Genomic DNA, 17,062 nt, shown 5'->3' with positions numbered 1-17,062 from the left:
GTTGATAGTTGATAGTTCCATAGACAAACCATCAACCACAAACCATCAACCCAGAACCATAAACCATAAACTATCAACTTAAAACAAAAACACATGCCCACACCATTCATAGAAACTCTCATTCTCACAGCCAAACTGGCTACCTACACAACCTGCATACTGCTGATTGTTGGATTGCCGTTGAGTTATTTTATGGCATATTCGCGATTCAGACTAAAACCGGTGTTGGAGGCTCTGGTGAGCATGCCGCTGGTATTACCACCATCGGTTATTGGTTACTACATTTTGGTAGCATATAGTCCAAACCACTGGTTTGGCGGGTTTTTAGATACGGTGTTTGATGTTCGTCTGGCATTTACTTTTGAAGGAATATTGATTGCATCGGTTGTTTTTAGCGTACCGTTTATGGTGCAGCCCTTAATCAACGGTTTTAGAGCAATTCCTCAGAATTTACGGGAAGCTTCCTACACATTGGGGAAATCAAAAACAGCAACTTTTTTCAGAGTGTTGCTACCAAACATAAAGCCCTCGCTGGTTACAGCCATTGCTCTTACGTTTGCACACTGCATTGGCGAATTTGGCATCATCCTTATGGTAGGTGGCAATATGCCGGGAGAAACCCGGGTAGCCTCCATTGCCATTTATGACGAAGTACAGGCTCTTAACTTTGAAGCAGCCAACCAATATGCATTGATTCTCTTTTTAATCTCGTTTATCGTACTGACTCTAATTTATACAATTAACAGAAAGCAAAACTCATGGAGAATCGTGTGATTGAAATAAATGTTCAAAAAAAACTGGTGTCGGCGCACGGAACCATGCTCCTCCACATCAAAGCCAGCATTTGCCAGGGCGAACTGGCAGTGCTTTTTGGTGAATCCGGAGCAGGAAAAACCACGCTGCTGCGAATGATTGCCGGCCTCACATCTCCCGATTCCGGTGTTATAAAAGTCGGAGACTCCATCTGGTTCCATTCTGATGTAAACATCAACAAAACACCACAGCAGCGAAACATTGGTTTCGTTTTTCAGGACTACGCCCTGTTCCCAAATATGAGTGTATATGAAAATATTATTTTCGGACAAAAGCAAAAAAACAAAGCTCATGCATTAGACTTAATCAACAAATTCGGCCTTGCCGAATTTACTCATCGCATGCCTGAGAAATTATCCGGTGGACAAAAGCAGCGCGTGGCTCTGGCACGCGCTTTGGCACGTAAACCCGACTTTCTTCTACTTGATGAACCTTTGTCGGCACTGGATTCCAACTTCAGAACATCATTGCAAAACGAAATATTAAAAGCCCATTCCATCACCAATGCCACAACCCTGTTGGTTAGTCACGACCTCACAGAAGTTTTTCGTTTGGCACAAAAGGTGATAAAAATAGAAAACGGAAAAATTACTGCAATTGGTAAACCCGACGATATCTTCCTTAATAATCAGATAAGCGGAAAGGTTCAAATCACCGGGAACATTGTAAAAATTCAGAAACAGGACACCTTTTACCTTCTCACAGTGGTTACCGGCATGAACCAAATAGTAAAAGTAACGGCTTACGATAACGAAATTCATGATTTGGCCGAAGGCGACAAAATCATGGTATTCTCAAAGGCATTTAATCCGCTTATCATGAAAGTTCAGAATTAGTTTTAAAAACTTTGTTGCCTGGTAAAACTTTTGAGATTTCTCCCTTTGACCGAAACAATAAGTCTTTCGTGGGTGTTTGCTTTGAATGGGGTTAGCAGAGGAGCACAAATAACCATGCAAGCAACAAAAGGAAATGTTTACATTGTAAAAACCAACGTAAGAGCTGTGAAGGTAGTGTTATAGTGAGCTACCTTCGAAGCCTTTAAGAGCATAACATAGAAACTTCAATAAATAAACATAGCCCGGAGGAGATTCCTCCGGGCTATGTTTTTATTAAAACTTATTAATTCTAATTATAAAAGCTGCAATATAACTCTGAATCCTCAAGATTAATCTTTTACGTTGCAAATCATCGAGATAATTCTATAAAAAAAAGCAAAAATTGATAAGTAACGATTTAATTTAAACCTCTAAATTTACACAAAGAGAAGCAACCTGGGTTTTATGAAACGAGCCACGAGAATCATCAGATAGACCAAGTCAATGTTCTTCTCACACAGGAACATGATTATGCGACGAGTTCTCGCGAAGCATCGGGAGTTGCTGAAAATCAAATTATAGACAGATGAAACCAATAACCTTTAATCATTACCAAAACAGCTTAAACAAAGCGATTGATTTCATAAACACCAATCTAAAACATGCACCCGATTTAGATACCCTGTCAAGTATAGCAGGAATATCATCATTTCATTTCCATCGGATTTTTAAAGCATACATTGGTGAGAGCCCCGGTGCCTACATCACTCGCATTCGTTTAGAGAAAGCTGCTCAGCTTCTACAAGTAAGTAAAGAAAACTTAACCGAAATTGCAGAACTAACAGGATATCAAAATCAACATGCCTTATCAAAAGCTTTTAAAAACCACTTTGGTATTAATCCTTCATCGTTTCGTAACATCCACAACTTTTTCACTTCGCATATTGCTAAGGATGAGTATCCTATTATTGAGGTACATCCTGAATTCAAGTATGAAAGCAATAAAAAATTGCTTTATATCAGAATAATTGACCAGTATGGAGCAGAATCATATAATGATGCTTGGGGAAGGCTGTTGCAATACGCTTCGAAAAAAGGATACCTCGATGGAAGTAACGAATTTATAGGCTTATGCTACGATGACCCGAACATAACTTCGCACGATAAATGTCGATTTTATGCATGTATTACACACAATAAAGAGATTAAGCCTGAAGCAGAGTTCGGGACAATTGATTTAAAAGAGGGAAAATATGGAGTATTTACCTTAAAAGGCTGCTATTCGGGACTTGCAGCAATGTACAATACAATATATCGACATTGGTTGCCATCGGCAGAGATAGAATTACGTGATGCCATGTCGTTCGAGAAATATCTAAACTCCCCAAGTAACGTTAAGGTAGAAGATTTACTAACAGAGATTTACATCCCAATAAAATAAAACTCAACAACTACTACAATGGAAAAAAACTACAAATTCTGCCAAAGCTGCGGAATGCCAATGAAACAAGACCCACAAGGAGGCGGATTGAACGCCGATGGATCCATCAGCCACAAATTTTGCAGCTACTGCTATGTAGATGGCAGCTATACATTTAACGGTACAGCGGCCGAAATGCAGGCGATCTGCATAAACAAAATGCGCGAAATGGGAATGAACCGATTCTCGGCATGGCTGTTCACCAGAGGAATTCCAAGATTGGAGAGGTGGAAAACAGTGTCATAGAAGAGTACTAAAACCACAGTGATCAACAAATTACTAAAGAACCGAATGTATGTGTTGTTGCCTACCACATGGCGAACTTAGTGATACTTTGTGTTCTTCTGTGGTTAATTTTTCTGCATTATATATCTTTGAGGGCAATATTTTTAAAATGAAGATTAAAATTCTCTCAACACCATTACAAGGTTTTACCGATTTTCGCTTTCGAAACAATTTCGACAGGTTTTTTGGTGGCATAGACACCTATTACGCGCCTTACATCAGACTTCAAAATGATTTTCTGATAAAATCATCCCAGCAACGGGATGTACTGCCTGAAAACAATAAGGTAAAAGAATTGATTCCTCAAATCATGACCAATAACGCTGAGGAATTTCTTTTTACTGCCAAACATGTTCAACAATTGGGGTACAATGAGTTGAACTGGAACCTGGGGTGTCCCTACCCCATGGTTACAAAACGTGCTTTGGGTTCGGGTCTGATAAAGGAGAAAAATCGAATTGATGAAATCCTTAAAAGGATTTCATCTGAGTCGGACATCAATATTTCCATAAAATTGCGATTAGGTTATGAAAACAACCGGGAAATTTTAGACCTATTACCAATTTTGAACCGCTACAAACTCACAAACCTCATCATCCACCCCCGGATTGGAAAACAACTTTACAAAGGCACCGTGGATTTGGACACTTTCAGGCAATGCACCGAAGACACGGATCATGAAATATGCTACAATGGTGATATTGATTCAACGGAAAAATTTTTAATACTTCAGGAGAAATTCCCGAATGTAAGTCAATGGGCCATTGGAAGGGGTTTGATTGCCAACCCATTTTTACCGGCAATGATTCGGAATAACGATTTCAACAAACCAGAAAACTGGATTGAAACCTTTGACAGGTTTCATGATGCACTTTTTCGGGAATATGCGGAATCCTTGTCTGGTTCAACCCACATCTTATTAAAGATGAAAAGCTATTGGGAGTATTTTTCGCAGATATTTTCGAATCCGCATAAGGTTCACAAGGGCATTCGTAAAGCAAAAAATGTCAACACTTATCATGAGACCGTAAAGTCTATCTGTAGAGACTATATAGACTGATTGTTACAAATCAGTCCAATAAATCATACACCTAACAGGCCTTCAATCATCCTATGAATAGTCATAAAGGGACTGGCAGATAAGATCATGAGTGCTGACTGTTAAGACAGCATAACTAGCTACCTGTTTATATCTCGTGATAAATCAAGAAAACTTCATTTGTCAAAAAAGGAGCACATCCCAAACGCCTCCATTGTATTCTCATCAATTAAACAGTAAAAAGATAACCAAAAAACAGTAAAAATTTATTAAATTTAGATAGCTTATAAAAGAAAGAGCCAACAAGGTTTAGTTTGGTTTTGACCCTTATTATAAAAAGCGGAAAATTTTCTTATTGGAGTCACAACAACGAATAGTTTAAATAAGATAGTTCCATATGGCCATATAACCAGACTGTTTACTCATGAAAACCAAAATTCTGGACTTGATAGACTTTGAAAAATTGAACACCCTCTTGGAAGGTTTCAACAAAACAACCGGCTTTGTTACTGCTGTTTTAGACCTTGAAGGAAACATTTTATCCAAATCGGGCTGGAGAGAGATATGTACCGAATTTCACCGAATCCATCCGGAAACATCTAAAAAATGTACCCTAAGTGATACCGAACTGGCCAACAAATTATCCGATGGCAAGAAGTTTCATTCCTATAAATGCTTAAACGGTTTGGTTGATTTAGCAGTGCCAATAGTCATCAATGGAGAACATATTGCCAATTTGTTTACCGGACAATTCTTTTTTGAGGAACCCAACCGTGCTTTTTTTAAAAAGCAGGCTCAAAACCATGAATTTGATGAAATAAAATATCTGGAGGCTTTGGATAAAGTGCCGATTGTCTCAAAAGAAAAAGTACAGGTAGTTACTGACTTCCTGACTAACATGACCCTAATGATCAGTGAGATGGCGTTCCAGAAACTGGAGCAAACAAAACTCTATAATGAAATAAAGGAAAGAGAAAATCAATATAAAAACTTAGCGAATTCAGGAATCGCACTTATATGGAAATCAGGAACCGACAAACTGTGTAACTACTTTAACGACCCATGGCTAAAATTCACGGGACGCACCATGGAACAGGAAGTGGGAAACGGATGGACTGAAGGCATTCACCCCGATGATTATAAAAGATGTATTGAAACTTATGTTACAGCATTTGACAAACAGGAACCCTTTGAAATGGAATACCGCTTGCGCCATGCAAGCGGCGAATACAGAATGATTCTGGATATGGGAACTCCAAATTTTGACAACAAGGGGAAATTTACCGGGTACATTGGACATTGCTTCGATATTACCATACGCAAACGAGCCGAAGAATCGCTTTTAATTAGTAATAAGCAACTTGAGCATTCTCATTACTTAATGGATTATGTTATTAAGCACAATAGAAGCGCTATTGCAGTTCACGACAGGGATTTAAAATACATCTATGTTAGCCAGCGATACATTGAAGATTTCAAGGTAAAAGAGTCCGATTTGATTGGAAAGCATCATTATGATGTGTTTCCCGATCTGCCACAAAGGTGGAGAGAAATTCATAAGAAAGCGCTTGCCGGTGAAGTGTCCAGCGCAGAGAAAGATCCGTTTTATCGTGAAGACGGGAGCGTTGTATGGACACGCTGGGAGTGTCGTCCGTGGTACGAATCAGATGGCGGTATTGGCGGTATAATAATATATACGGAAGTTATTACTGAGCGTATAAAGGCAGATGAAGAATTAAAATCCAATTATGATCTTCTTCAGATTGCCGGAGAAACCGCACGATTTGGAGGTTGGAGCGTTGACCTTGAAAAAAACATCTGCATCTGGTCAAATGCAGTGGCAGATATTCATGAAATGCCACATGGTTATGCTCCAAATTTGGAGGAAGGCATTAATTTCTATGCTCCTGAATGGCATGATAAGATTACTAATGTTTTCTCAAAGTGCGCGCAAGATGGCATTCCTTATGATGAACAGATGGAGATCATTACAAAGAAAGGGAATCGTCTCTGGGTGCGGACTATTGGCCGAGCGGCGAAAAATGAGAAAGGCAAAATCATTAAAGTACATGGTTCGTTTCAGGATATTAGCGAAAATAAAAAAGCGGAAGAAGAACTGCGCCAAAGCGAAGAACGTTTTAAAGCATTGCACAATGCCTCTTTTGGAGGAATTGCCATTCACGACAAAGGCCTTATTTTGGAATGCAACCAGGGTCTTTCGGAAATAACGGGATATGCTTTGGACGAACTGATTGGAATGGACGGATTATTGCTAATCGCACCCGGGTCAAGAGATATGGTTATGGAAAAGATATTGCAGGGTTACGAAAAACCTTATGAGGCGGTTGGTTTACGTAAAAATGGTGAATTATATTCAATCAGGCTAGAAGCAAGAAATATCCCATATAAAGGAAAAAAAGTCAGGACTGTCGAATTTCGAGATATAACCGAAAGCAAAAAAGCTGAAGAGGCGCTAAGGCTAAGTGAAAACCGCTTTCGCAGTTTACTTCAAAACATCCCTTCCATATCGGTTCAAGGCTACCAGATGGATGGAACACTGATTTACTGGAATGAAGCATCCGAGAATCTATATGGATATACCCATGAGGAAGCAATCGGAAAAAACATCCTGGATCTCATTATCCCCCATGAAATGCAGGATAAAGTGGCAGCTGAAATAAGAAACATGTCCAAAACCCGAAAAGCGATACCTCCATCCGAGTTGTCTCTTTTACGAAAGGATGGCTTGCAGGTACCGGTCTTTTCCAGCCATACCATCCTTAACAGCGAGGGAGATAATCCAGAACTTTTTTGTGTGGATTTGGATCTTACTAAAATTAAAAAAGCGGAGAGTTTAAACAAGTTACAATACAACATTGCACGTGCAACCATTACCACAAAGAATCTTAAAGAGCTTTTTGATTCTGTAAAAAATGAACTGAATAACATTATTGACGCAAAAAACATTTTTATTGCATTTTATAATGAAGAGACCGGGGTTTTGAGCGCAAATATAGATAAAAATGAAAAAGAAGAAGTACCTGAATGGACAGCTAAAAAGTCGCTTACAAGATATCTTATTGCTCAAAACCAGACTGTGCTTTTGCGAAAAATGGAAATTTTGCGCTTACATGAAGAGGGAGTCATTGAGATATCCGGAACCGCTGCCGAAGCATGGCTCGGCGTTCCTTTAAAAGTAGAGGAAGAAATTTTGGGGGCTGTTGTTATTCAAAACTATGAGAATCCAGAAATTTATGACCAATCGAGCATAGAAGTTATGGAACTGGTAGCACATGAACTGAGCATGTTTATTGACAGGCAACGCAGTGAAGAGAAGTCCTATAAACTCTCAAGAGCAGTTGAGCAAAGTTCTGTGTCAATAGTGATTACCAACAAAGAGGGCACTATTGAATATGTAAATCCGTTTTTCACAGAATTAACTGGTTACCATTTTGATGAGGTCAGGGGCAAACATCCCAATATTTTAAAATCCGGTCATCATTCCTCCGCATTTTATATGGAACTTTGGGACACAATTCTTTCTGGAAAAGATTGGGAAGGAGAAATGCTCAACAAGAAAAAAAATGGATGTTTATACTGGGTAAATGCGATAATCTCTCCCATCCTAAATAGTGAGGGAGAGATTACAAACTTTGTAAGCATTATGGAAGACATTACCGAAAGAAAGAAGATGCTTGAAGAGTTGGTTTCAGCTAAAGAAAAAGCAGAGCAAAGCGATCGACTGAAAACGGAATTCCTCAATAACATGTCGCACGAGATACGCACCCCGATGAACGGCATTATTGGTTTTTCCGACATGCTAGATGAACCGAACTTACCTGAAGAAAGAAGAAGGTATTACTCCAAAATCATCCAAAACAGCAGCCATCAACTGTTACGAATCATTGATGACATACTGGAAATAGCGACTCTGGAAACCAAACAAGAAAAAACACATAAAACGGAGTTTAACCTCAACGATTTTCTAATGGAACTGTTTTCAATTTTCAATTTGAAATCTAAAGAACGAAACATCCCTCTTTACTTAAAAAAAGCACTGCATGATGACCAAAGCTACATCATTTCAGACAAAACAAAATTGAATAAAATCATAAGCAATCTTTTGGAGAATGCGTTGAAATTTACCAGCAATGGATTTATTGAATTTGGCTACTGTGTTGAAAATGAACTATTTAAAATCTTTGTTAAAGATACCGGCATTGGAATTGCACCTAAAAACCATCAAATGGTTTTTGAACGATTCTCGCAGGAAGACGAAGAGGTTTCCAATAAACATGGCGGTTTGGGTTTGGGACTATCCATATCAAAAGAAAACGCACAACTTTTAGGAGGAAATATTACACTGGAATCGGAAAAAAGCAAAGGCTCTACATTTATTGTATCAATACCTTATATCCCTGGCAGAAAAAATGAGATAACTAATAATTCTTATGAACACTCAAAAGCAATTAAAAAACAGACCATTCTAGTAGCAGAAGATGAAGAAGTTAACTATCTGTTTATTCAGGCTTTGTTTGAAGCAGAAACAGACGGGAATTACAACCTGATACATGCAAAAAATGGTCAGGAAGTATTAGACATATGTCTAAAAAATAAGAATATTGACATTGTTTTAATGGACATAAAAATGCCCGTTATGAATGGGCTCAAGGCTACAGAAAAAATAAAATCTAAATTACCGAAGCTTCCGATAATAGCACAAACTGCATATTCAACAGAATATGATAAGAAGTTAGCTTTAGAACACGGTTGCGATGACTTTATATCAAAGCCCATTGAAAAAGCAAAGTTGCTTGAATTGATTAGTAAATACATGCACATTAAGAAATAAATAGTCCTTCTTTGACAGAATAAATAAAAACCAAGATTCATTTTTTTACGGAATCAGTTATTCCGTAAAAAATGCCCCTATAAGGCGATGAACCATAATAAAGGGCAACATCCTATGCAGACAGCAGAAATAAGATGCCGCACTGATAAAGGCAGAATTATTTACAAAAAAGCTTGCAGCGTTTATCATTAATCATCGCACTCAAGCTCATGCCAAACTTTAGGGTTAATCCAAAACAATTTTCCAATGTAAGATTAATCTAAAAAAAACAAGGATATCCTCAAATAGTGTTTTCTCATCTCTAAAAACAATTACAAATCTTTTCACTTTGTTATCTGTAGATAATATCCTACATTTGCAACACAGTTGCATTTAAAACAAAGTTGCACCCATGAATCCATCAGAAATTTTATTCAGTCACAATTTAAAACGAACGAGCTGTCGCGAGGGCATAATACAAGTGATTGGCTCAAACGAAACAGCCTTATCAGAGCAGGAAATCCGCCAACAGCTCGAAGGCAATTACGACCGCACAACCTATTTCCGCTCTTTTAAAACGCTTGAAGACTCCGGCATCATTCACAAAATAGTTGTTGACAACCAAACGATTAAGTATGCCCTTGGAGCTTACAATAAAGAAAACAGAAAACATGCACATTTTTATTGCAGTAAATGCCAGAAAGTAAAGTGCATGACTACCGTTTTAACGCCGGAAGTTCCCATGCCCGAGGGATACAGGATTTCAGAAACCAATTTAATCATTAAAGGAACCTGCAACAATTGCAACTGCTAAGAGTAACGTACCATGAATGAGAACGCAACACCAATTCCTGTGACCATCGTCACAGGATTTTTAGGAGCCGGGAAAACGACATTTCTAAATGGTCTTCTTAAAAAACATCCAAAAAGTAAATTTCTGATTATTGAAAATGAAGCCGGTAATATTAACATTGACGGCATGCTGCTGGAAAAAAACGACAACAATGTTATTGAGTTAACAGATGGATGCATTTGCTGTTCGCTCAACGCAGAGCTTGGAACGCTTTTGAACAGTCTGATACTGGCCGGGGCAAAATATGATTACCTGATTATTGAAGCCACAGGCATGGCCGACCCATCGGAGGTCATTCAATTGTTTATGGGAAACCGGGCGCAGCAATATTTCAGGTTGGATGCAGTGGTTGCACTTGTGGATGCCGGATTGTTCCTGTCGCAATTTACAAAATATGAAGAGATACGCCGACAGTTGGCTCAAAGCGACATCATCCTTATTAATAAAACCGATTTGGCAACAGAAGCGGACATTAAAAAGATAACCGGTAAGATAAAAACGCTTAATCCATTTGCGCGTTTGTTCGAAACCAAATTTGGAGAAACGCCTGATATAAACATACTGGACAGTTGGTCCTACCAGCCCGGAAAAATTGAAAAGTCAATTATTGACTTTTCCTCTTTCAAACCTGTTGCATCCAACACAAAAAAACGCCATGGCATTAGTACGTTCGGGTTCACCATTGAAGGGAATCTCAATGCAAAAAGGTTCTCCTTCTGGCTGGAAGATTTCCTGTTCACCAACTCCGATAAAATCCTTAGGATAAAAGGCGTACTGAGCATTCATGATATGAAACAAAAGATAATTCTGCAATCCGTTTCGGGAAATTTCCAGGTTTTAAACGGGTCTGCCTGGAGTGAGCCGGAAGCACGGAAAAGTCGTATGGTATTTATTGGCACAGGAATAGACGAAGTGGCTTTAGAAGAGGCATTACAAGCATTAACAGTTTAAATAGTCTTTATAAGAAAACGCCAAATACTGCGTTATTCTCGTTTTTGAAACAGTCATTTACGAAAAGTAAACTCCTTGGTTTCAAAAACTTCGAAAGTCTTGTCTTTGACGCTTTCTTACTAAAGACTGAGAATTAACAGTTTTCTTATTGACACTAAATAATATTTAGCTATGGATAGTAACAAATTACCGGTAACAGTGTTGAGTGGATTTTTGGGAGCGGGGAAAACCACTTTGTTAAATCATATCCTGCACAATAGAAATGGTCTGAGGGCCGCAGTCATCGTTAACGATATGAGCGAAGTCAACGTAGATGCTGCATTTATAGAGAACCAGGGAGGGTTATCGAGGACGGAAGAAAAACTGGTTGAAATGAGCAATGGCTGCATCTGTTGCACTTTGCGGGAAGATTTGGTGAAAGAAGTTGAGAATTTGGCCCGCCAAAATCGATTTGACTACCTCTTAATTGAGAGCTCGGGAATATCTGAACCCATTCCGGTTGCACAAACTTTCACTTATACCTTTGATGAACTGGGAATAGACCTGTCACGATGGGCAAAACTGGACACCATGGTAACAGTGGTTGATGCGGCCAATTTTGAGAAAGATTTTGAAAGCCTTCAAACCATTGCTGATTTGCAAACGGAGGAGGATGCCGATTATGACGACCGCTCCATAGTAAATTTGCTGACCGACCAGATTGAGTTTGCCAATGTGATTATTATAAACAAGATTGATCTGGTGTCGGCGTCAAAAACGGAGCAGTTGAAGGCCATTATCAAAAAACTCAATCCTGAAGCACGAATTATCACCTCAAATGAAGCCCGTGTAGATATCAATGAAATTGTAAATACCGGCCTTTTCGATTTTAACAAAGCTTCTTCGGCAGCCGGATGGATTAAAGAACTGGAAGGTGAGCATACACCGGAAACCGAAGAGTATGGCATATCCTCATTCGTGTTTCGTGACAGAAGACCATTTCATCCCTCCCGTTTTTGGAAATATGTAAATCAGGAATGGGACTCATCCATTCTGAGAAGCAAAGGTCTTTTCTGGATTGCTTCACGCCCGGCAGATGCACTGAACTGGAGCCAGGCCGGTGGCTCCTTAAGGGCCGACAAGGCCGGGGTATGGTGGGCTTCGCTCGGGATAAAAGAGAGAAATCAGAATCCGGTGTTTCAGCAAAATGAAGAACTCATTTTGCAAAAATGGGACAAAGAATTTGGCGACCGCATGAATGAATTGGTGTTCATTGGCCAAAACATGGATGAAAAAGAGATAAGAAAAGAGCTAGAGGCTTGCCTGTGCACGGAAAAAGAGATTATTGGCGTGCAGCTGGGGAATTACGAGTTTCTGGACAACTGGCCGATTTAACACTACCTGATTAAAACTTTTACCACCAATGATTATAACCAAAGAACTGAAATTCACATACCCCGGAACTGCCACTCTCAGCTTTAAAGACTTTTCTCTGACGGCAGGGCAGCAGATTCTTATAAAAGGGGAATCGGGTTCAGGAAAAACCACCTTGCTGCATCTGTTATCGGGCATTCTCACTCCTGATTCCGGGATAATAGAGGTTGATGAAGTGCGTGTTGACCAGCTTCGGGCTCATCAAAGAGACTCATTCAGAGCCAACCACATTGGGCTTATTTTTCAGCGAAATTTGTTTATCAAATCGATCAGCATGTATAAAAACATGCTGCTGGCTCAACACATTGCACAGAGCAAGGAAGACAGAGAAATACTTATGGAAATCCTTGAAGAACTCGGCATCAGCAATCTTTCCGGGAAAAAACCTCATCACCTCAGTCAGGGCGAACAGCAGCGATTCTCAATTGCCCGAGCACTGGTTAATAATCCAAAAGTGGTTCTTGCCGATGAACCAACATCCAGTCTTGATGATGTAAACTGCCATAGATTTTCACAAATGCTGAAAAGCATTTGTGAAAAATACAACATCACACTCTTAATAGCCACCCACGATTCTCGACTGGAACAACAATTCAACTGCGTCATAGAATTAAACGAAAGCAAATGAACATCATAAAATTAGCCTTTGCACAACTATCCGGAAAACCGCTTCAATCATTATTAAGCATCGCCCTTTTTGCTTTGGGCTTGTCGGTTGTTTCGGCGCTGTTGCATTTCGAACGACAAACGCAACTTCAGTTTCACAACAATCTGGCCGGAATTGATTTAGTCGTGGGAGCCAAAGGCAGTCCTATGCAATTGATTCTTTCGTCGGTATTGCATGCCGACAATCCAACCGGAAACATTCCTTTGCACGAAGCGGAAAAAATATCGCGCAATCCCATGGTGAGGGCAACGATTCCTATAGCCCTGGGCGACAATTATCTTGGATACAGAATTGTAGGTACTTCTTTGGATTATGCCGCACTTTATGATGCCGAATTGCAAAACGGAGATTGGTATCAACTCTCAATGGAAGTGGTGATGGGAGCCGTTGCAGCACAACGAACGGGACAAAAAACCGGCGATGTTTTTACCGGGGTGCACGGTTTTATGGAACACGGGCATAGTCACGATGACCACCCATACACAGTAACCGGTGTGCTAAAACCCACCGGCACCATCATCGACCGGCTGATTCTGACCCCCGTTGAAAGCGTATGGGAAGTGCACGAACACAATCATGATGAATGTGAAGATCCTCACTGCGAACATCATCATGAACATGGGCATGGGCATCATCATGAACATGATGAAGAAAAAGATGAAATGGCGATTATTCTGGGAAAGGTTGAAAATCAAAAGGAACTCTCAGCGCGTGAGCTCAACCTATACAACCAACATATGGGAGAACTCAGCATTGCAACCGATTCAGAACAAAAAATTACCTCTTTGCTTGTTTTTTATAACACTCCAATGGCCGCCGTAATGTTGCCGCGCATGATAAACGATAACACGTCCATGCAGGCAGCATCACCCGCCATAGAACTTAACCGGTTAATGGGACTTTTGGGTTTCGGGATGGATGTAATAAGAGGATTGGCCTGGATCATCACCCTCTTTTCGGGTATCAATATAATGATACTGCTTTGGAGCAGTTTAAGCCGGGAAGTGCACGAACTGGCTCTTCTAAGAAGTCTGGGAACATCCAGAACAAAAGCATTTATGCTTTTGTTAACTGAGGGTACCATGCTTGCAACCTGCGGATGGATAGTCAGCATGTTAATAACCCGCATTACAGGCATAATTGTTGCTGCAAATTCCGACTGGCTTGCATTGAGTGCAATGCAAACCATTTTGCCGGAAGAGATGTTGATGTTGATTTATGCAATTTTAGTGGGCATAACGGCAGCACTCCTACCAGCCATTAAGGCATACAGAACAGATATTCATTACCTATTGCAAAAATTATGAAACAAGCATGATTTATCAAACACGCGCAAAACTTGTCATCGTCCTCTTGTTAACAATCATACTGGGCAGCACTCCCGCATTCGTCCAGGCGCAGGACATGGCCTACCGCAAAGAGAACCTTTGGGACTTTTTAATGTACGATGTTAGGGTCAGATATGGCTATGCAGTAAACTACAATGCCTATTTTCCCCGCCCGCGTTTTGGCAGAGATTTGAAAACCATGGATGGAGAACCCGTTACTCTAAAAGGGTTTTTCCTGCCGGTTGATGTTACCGGTTCGGCATTTGTATTGTCCTATTATCCCATGAACATGTGTTTTTTCTGCGGAGATGCAGGCATTGAAACCGTTGTGGAAATACTCCCAAAGCAGGATCAGGTCAGGAGATTTCAACGCTTGCGCACAGACAACTACATCAGTGTCAAAGGAAAACTAATGCTCAATGAAAGAAATTACAATCATTTGATTTATATTATTAAGGATGCTGAATTGGTGGAGGTTTTAAAATAACCTCCATCATGTCGCACCATTCAAAGGATTCGACCACAGGAGGATCAACATATTTACACAAGGCCTCCTACCATTTGATGAGAATAATTTTCACATCGTTATTATTAGGTATTACCTGAGATAACTTACTGCACGCTAAATTACCTATCGTCTTATAAAAGACCTCATCCTCACCAAAAGGGATAAACTCCTGAATGGCATTGGCAAGCGTAAGCTGTGATATTTTTTCGACAATTACATCGTTATAACCGCAATCTTTAGCCAATTGCGCTGCAAAGGATGCATTGAAAGACGATACTGCACTGTGGGTGTTCAGATGCCCCTCGGCAAGCTTAATGGCTTTTCCGGGCATTATGCCAATGGTTATTTTATTGATGCCGTTTTTGATAGCCAACTTTACCGTATCGCCAATAAAGTTACCGTGATGAATAAATGCTTGCTGCGGAAGATGTGAGAACCTCTTCTTTATTACCTTTTCGCTGCGCAAGCCTGCTGTAGAAACAACCTCATCTATTCCCATTGCTGCCACTACTTTTATTTGCTGTTCAATGGCATTTATAAAAGCTGAATGCGATAAGGGTTTAACTTCACCTGATGTACCTATGATACTGATACCTCCAACCACTCCCACTCGTGGATTGAAAGTTTTTTGAGCCAACTCCTCGCCACATGGAACAAAGGGGGTAATGATAACTCCTCCATGGTAATCGTAGAAGAGTGATAGTTCTTCAATAACTTTTCTAATCATTTGTCGAGGCGTTTCGTTTATGGCGGGCTCGCCCGGACTAACCTTTAGTCCGGGTAATGTAACAACACCAACCCCAATGCCCTTGTCGAACGAAATGCCCGGCTCTTCAGTCAACTCAACGTTACATCCCATCAGTGCAGCATGAGTCACATCGGGGTCGTCGCCGGCATCTTTCACCACCAAACATGATGCTCTGTTTTCTGATAATCCATCAGAATATGTCGCCAGTTTAATGGTTTTCCCCGATGGAATTACAATCTCCACATCTGTAGGAAATCTGCCTGTGAGCAGCGCTTCAAAAGCAGCTTTGGCAGCAGCCGTTATACAAGTGCCGGAGGTATATCCCGACTTAAGATTGTTTTCATCTTTCCACACTTCTTTGCGGAATTTCAGTAACAATTGATGCAGGTCACGAATTTCATCTACGGTATGCGAATATTCTGGCATTTCAGGTTTAGTCACTACCCATAGCTTAATTCCGCACTCTTTGGCAATTTTTTGCTTTAAGTTGAAATAACCACTCTCTCCACTCTCTTTGGTTATTATTATTTTGGGATTTGTTTTTTCTATAAGATGAAGCATTGACTCTTCAGTGATATGAGCCGGCGAGGGATGAATAAACTCCTGGCTTATACCGGTTTTCAATGCCGATTGCATTGAAAGCTCTGTATTAAGAATCCTGAAATGCATGGGCATTTTATCCCACAATGATGGAAAATACTTTATTGTTTGAACACCTGTTAAAGCCAAAATCGGCATTGGTGATAGTGAATTGAGATGTTCTGACAACATTTCAAACGAATCAAAACGCTTTACTAGTGCCTCGTCTATTTTCGGGAATTTCCTCTCGAAACGAATTGAGGCGATTCTGCTAATAACCGATGCTTTAGCAACATTTCTGTGAAGCTCCTGTGCAAAAGGGTGGCCTGCATCAATAATTAGTTTAACAGATTGCTGCCTGCAAAAATTAACGATGCCTTCGGCTGTTAAAGTTCCATGCAGATGTTTACCTTCAACTTTTTGCGATGTTGATGTTTTGGTGTGGTATATATATGGTTCGTTGAGGATGTTCAACAACTTTGCCACCAACAGACCTTCTGTGGTTCCGCCAAAAATTAGTATCATTATTAAGTGATTTCGCCCCGTTGGGGCTTTGTTTTATTTATACGTTATATCCCGGGGCTACACCCCGGGCTGATGGATTACGCCCCTTTGGGGCTTATGCAATATCGCATGTTATTCTCTCTTTTACAATTACGTTTGAGACATCAAGCTACAAAAGTACGCAATAACATATCCCAAAGATAATTCTCTGGCATACAATAGACTCTGACCATCAAGCCCCAACGGGG

The 17,062-nt window shown here is 40.1% G+C and carries 13 protein-coding genes; 12 read left to right on the top strand and 1 reads right to left on the bottom strand.

Going from position 1 to position 17,062, the window contains the following annotated elements:
- Positions 1-93 precede the first annotated feature (93 nt).
- From modB to B5X70_RS09265, 12 genes are all read left to right on the top strand, one after another.
- Entirely contained in the window at positions 94-774 is a 681-nt protein-coding gene (modB, locus tag B5X70_RS09320; protein ID WP_079557638.1) for a molybdate ABC transporter permease subunit, read from the top strand.
- On the top strand, positions 759-1,649 hold the full coding sequence (locus B5X70_RS09315; protein WP_198314221.1) for a sulfate/molybdate ABC transporter ATP-binding protein: 891 nt from the start codon (positions 759-761) through the stop codon (positions 1,647-1,649). Before modB ends, B5X70_RS09315 begins: the two co-directional genes overlap by 16 nt.
- A 565-nt stretch (positions 1,650-2,214) precedes the next feature.
- Positions 2,215-3,069 carry an AraC family transcriptional regulator gene (locus B5X70_RS09310; RefSeq protein ID WP_079557637.1) on the top strand — a complete coding sequence of 285 codons (855 nt, stop codon included), beginning with the start codon at positions 2,215-2,217 and terminating at the stop codon, positions 3,067-3,069.
- Positions 3,070-3,087: 18 nt separating this feature from the next.
- Positions 3,088-3,354: a zinc ribbon domain-containing protein gene (locus tag B5X70_RS09305; RefSeq protein ID WP_079557636.1), complete on the top strand. Its 267-nt coding sequence runs from the start codon at positions 3,088-3,090 to the stop codon at positions 3,352-3,354.
- 148 nt (positions 3,355-3,502) lie between these two features.
- Positions 3,503-4,453 (top strand): tRNA dihydrouridine synthase, encoded by a 951-nt coding sequence (locus B5X70_RS09300; RefSeq protein ID WP_079557635.1) that lies wholly within the window; start codon positions 3,503-3,505, stop codon positions 4,451-4,453.
- 403 nt (positions 4,454-4,856) lie between these two features.
- Entirely contained in the window at positions 4,857-9,284 is a 4,428-nt protein-coding gene (locus tag B5X70_RS09295; RefSeq protein WP_079557634.1) for a PAS domain S-box protein, read from the top strand.
- 391 nt (positions 9,285-9,675) lie between these two features.
- Complete coding sequence (locus B5X70_RS09290; protein WP_079557633.1) at positions 9,676-10,077, top strand: Fur family transcriptional regulator; 402 nt, start codon at positions 9,676-9,678, stop codon at positions 10,075-10,077.
- Positions 10,078-10,089: 12 nt separating this feature from the next.
- The gene (locus tag B5X70_RS09285; RefSeq protein WP_079557632.1) at positions 10,090-11,067 is read left to right on the top strand and encodes a CobW family GTP-binding protein; all 978 of its coding nucleotides are present in this window, start codon (positions 10,090-10,092) and stop codon (positions 11,065-11,067) included.
- A gap of 171 nt (positions 11,068-11,238) precedes the next feature.
- Positions 11,239-12,441, top strand: a complete 1,203-nt coding sequence (locus B5X70_RS09280; RefSeq protein ID WP_079557631.1) for a GTP-binding protein — start codon at positions 11,239-11,241, stop codon at positions 12,439-12,441.
- 28 nt (positions 12,442-12,469) lie between these two features.
- Positions 12,470-13,108, top strand: coding sequence for an ABC transporter ATP-binding protein (locus B5X70_RS09275; RefSeq protein WP_079557630.1), 639 nt, complete (start codon positions 12,470-12,472; stop codon positions 13,106-13,108).
- Complete coding sequence (locus B5X70_RS09270) at positions 13,105-14,454, top strand: ABC transporter permease (protein ID WP_079557629.1); 1,350 nt, start codon at positions 13,105-13,107, stop codon at positions 14,452-14,454. The genes B5X70_RS09275 and B5X70_RS09270 overlap by 4 nt, the downstream gene beginning before the upstream one ends.
- A gap of 7 nt (positions 14,455-14,461) precedes the next feature.
- On the top strand, positions 14,462-14,962 hold the full coding sequence (locus tag B5X70_RS09265; protein ID WP_079557628.1) for a hypothetical protein: 501 nt from the start codon (positions 14,462-14,464) through the stop codon (positions 14,960-14,962).
- A gap of 67 nt (positions 14,963-15,029) precedes the next feature.
- Here the strand turns inward: B5X70_RS09265 and cbiD are convergent, their stop codons facing one another.
- Positions 15,030-16,835, bottom strand: coding sequence for a cobalt-precorrin-5B (C(1))-methyltransferase CbiD (cbiD, locus tag B5X70_RS09260; protein ID WP_079557627.1), 1,806 nt, complete (start codon positions 16,833-16,835; stop codon positions 15,030-15,032).
- Between the last annotated feature and the right edge of the window lie 227 nt (positions 16,836-17,062).

Origin of the sequence: Alkalitalea saponilacus (assembly GCF_900168165.1) — a bacterium.
Taxonomy (GTDB): domain Bacteria; phylum Bacteroidota; class Bacteroidia; order Bacteroidales; family Marinilabiliaceae; genus Natronoflexus; species Natronoflexus saponilacus.
This window is presented reverse-complemented; position numbering and strand designations above follow the sequence as displayed.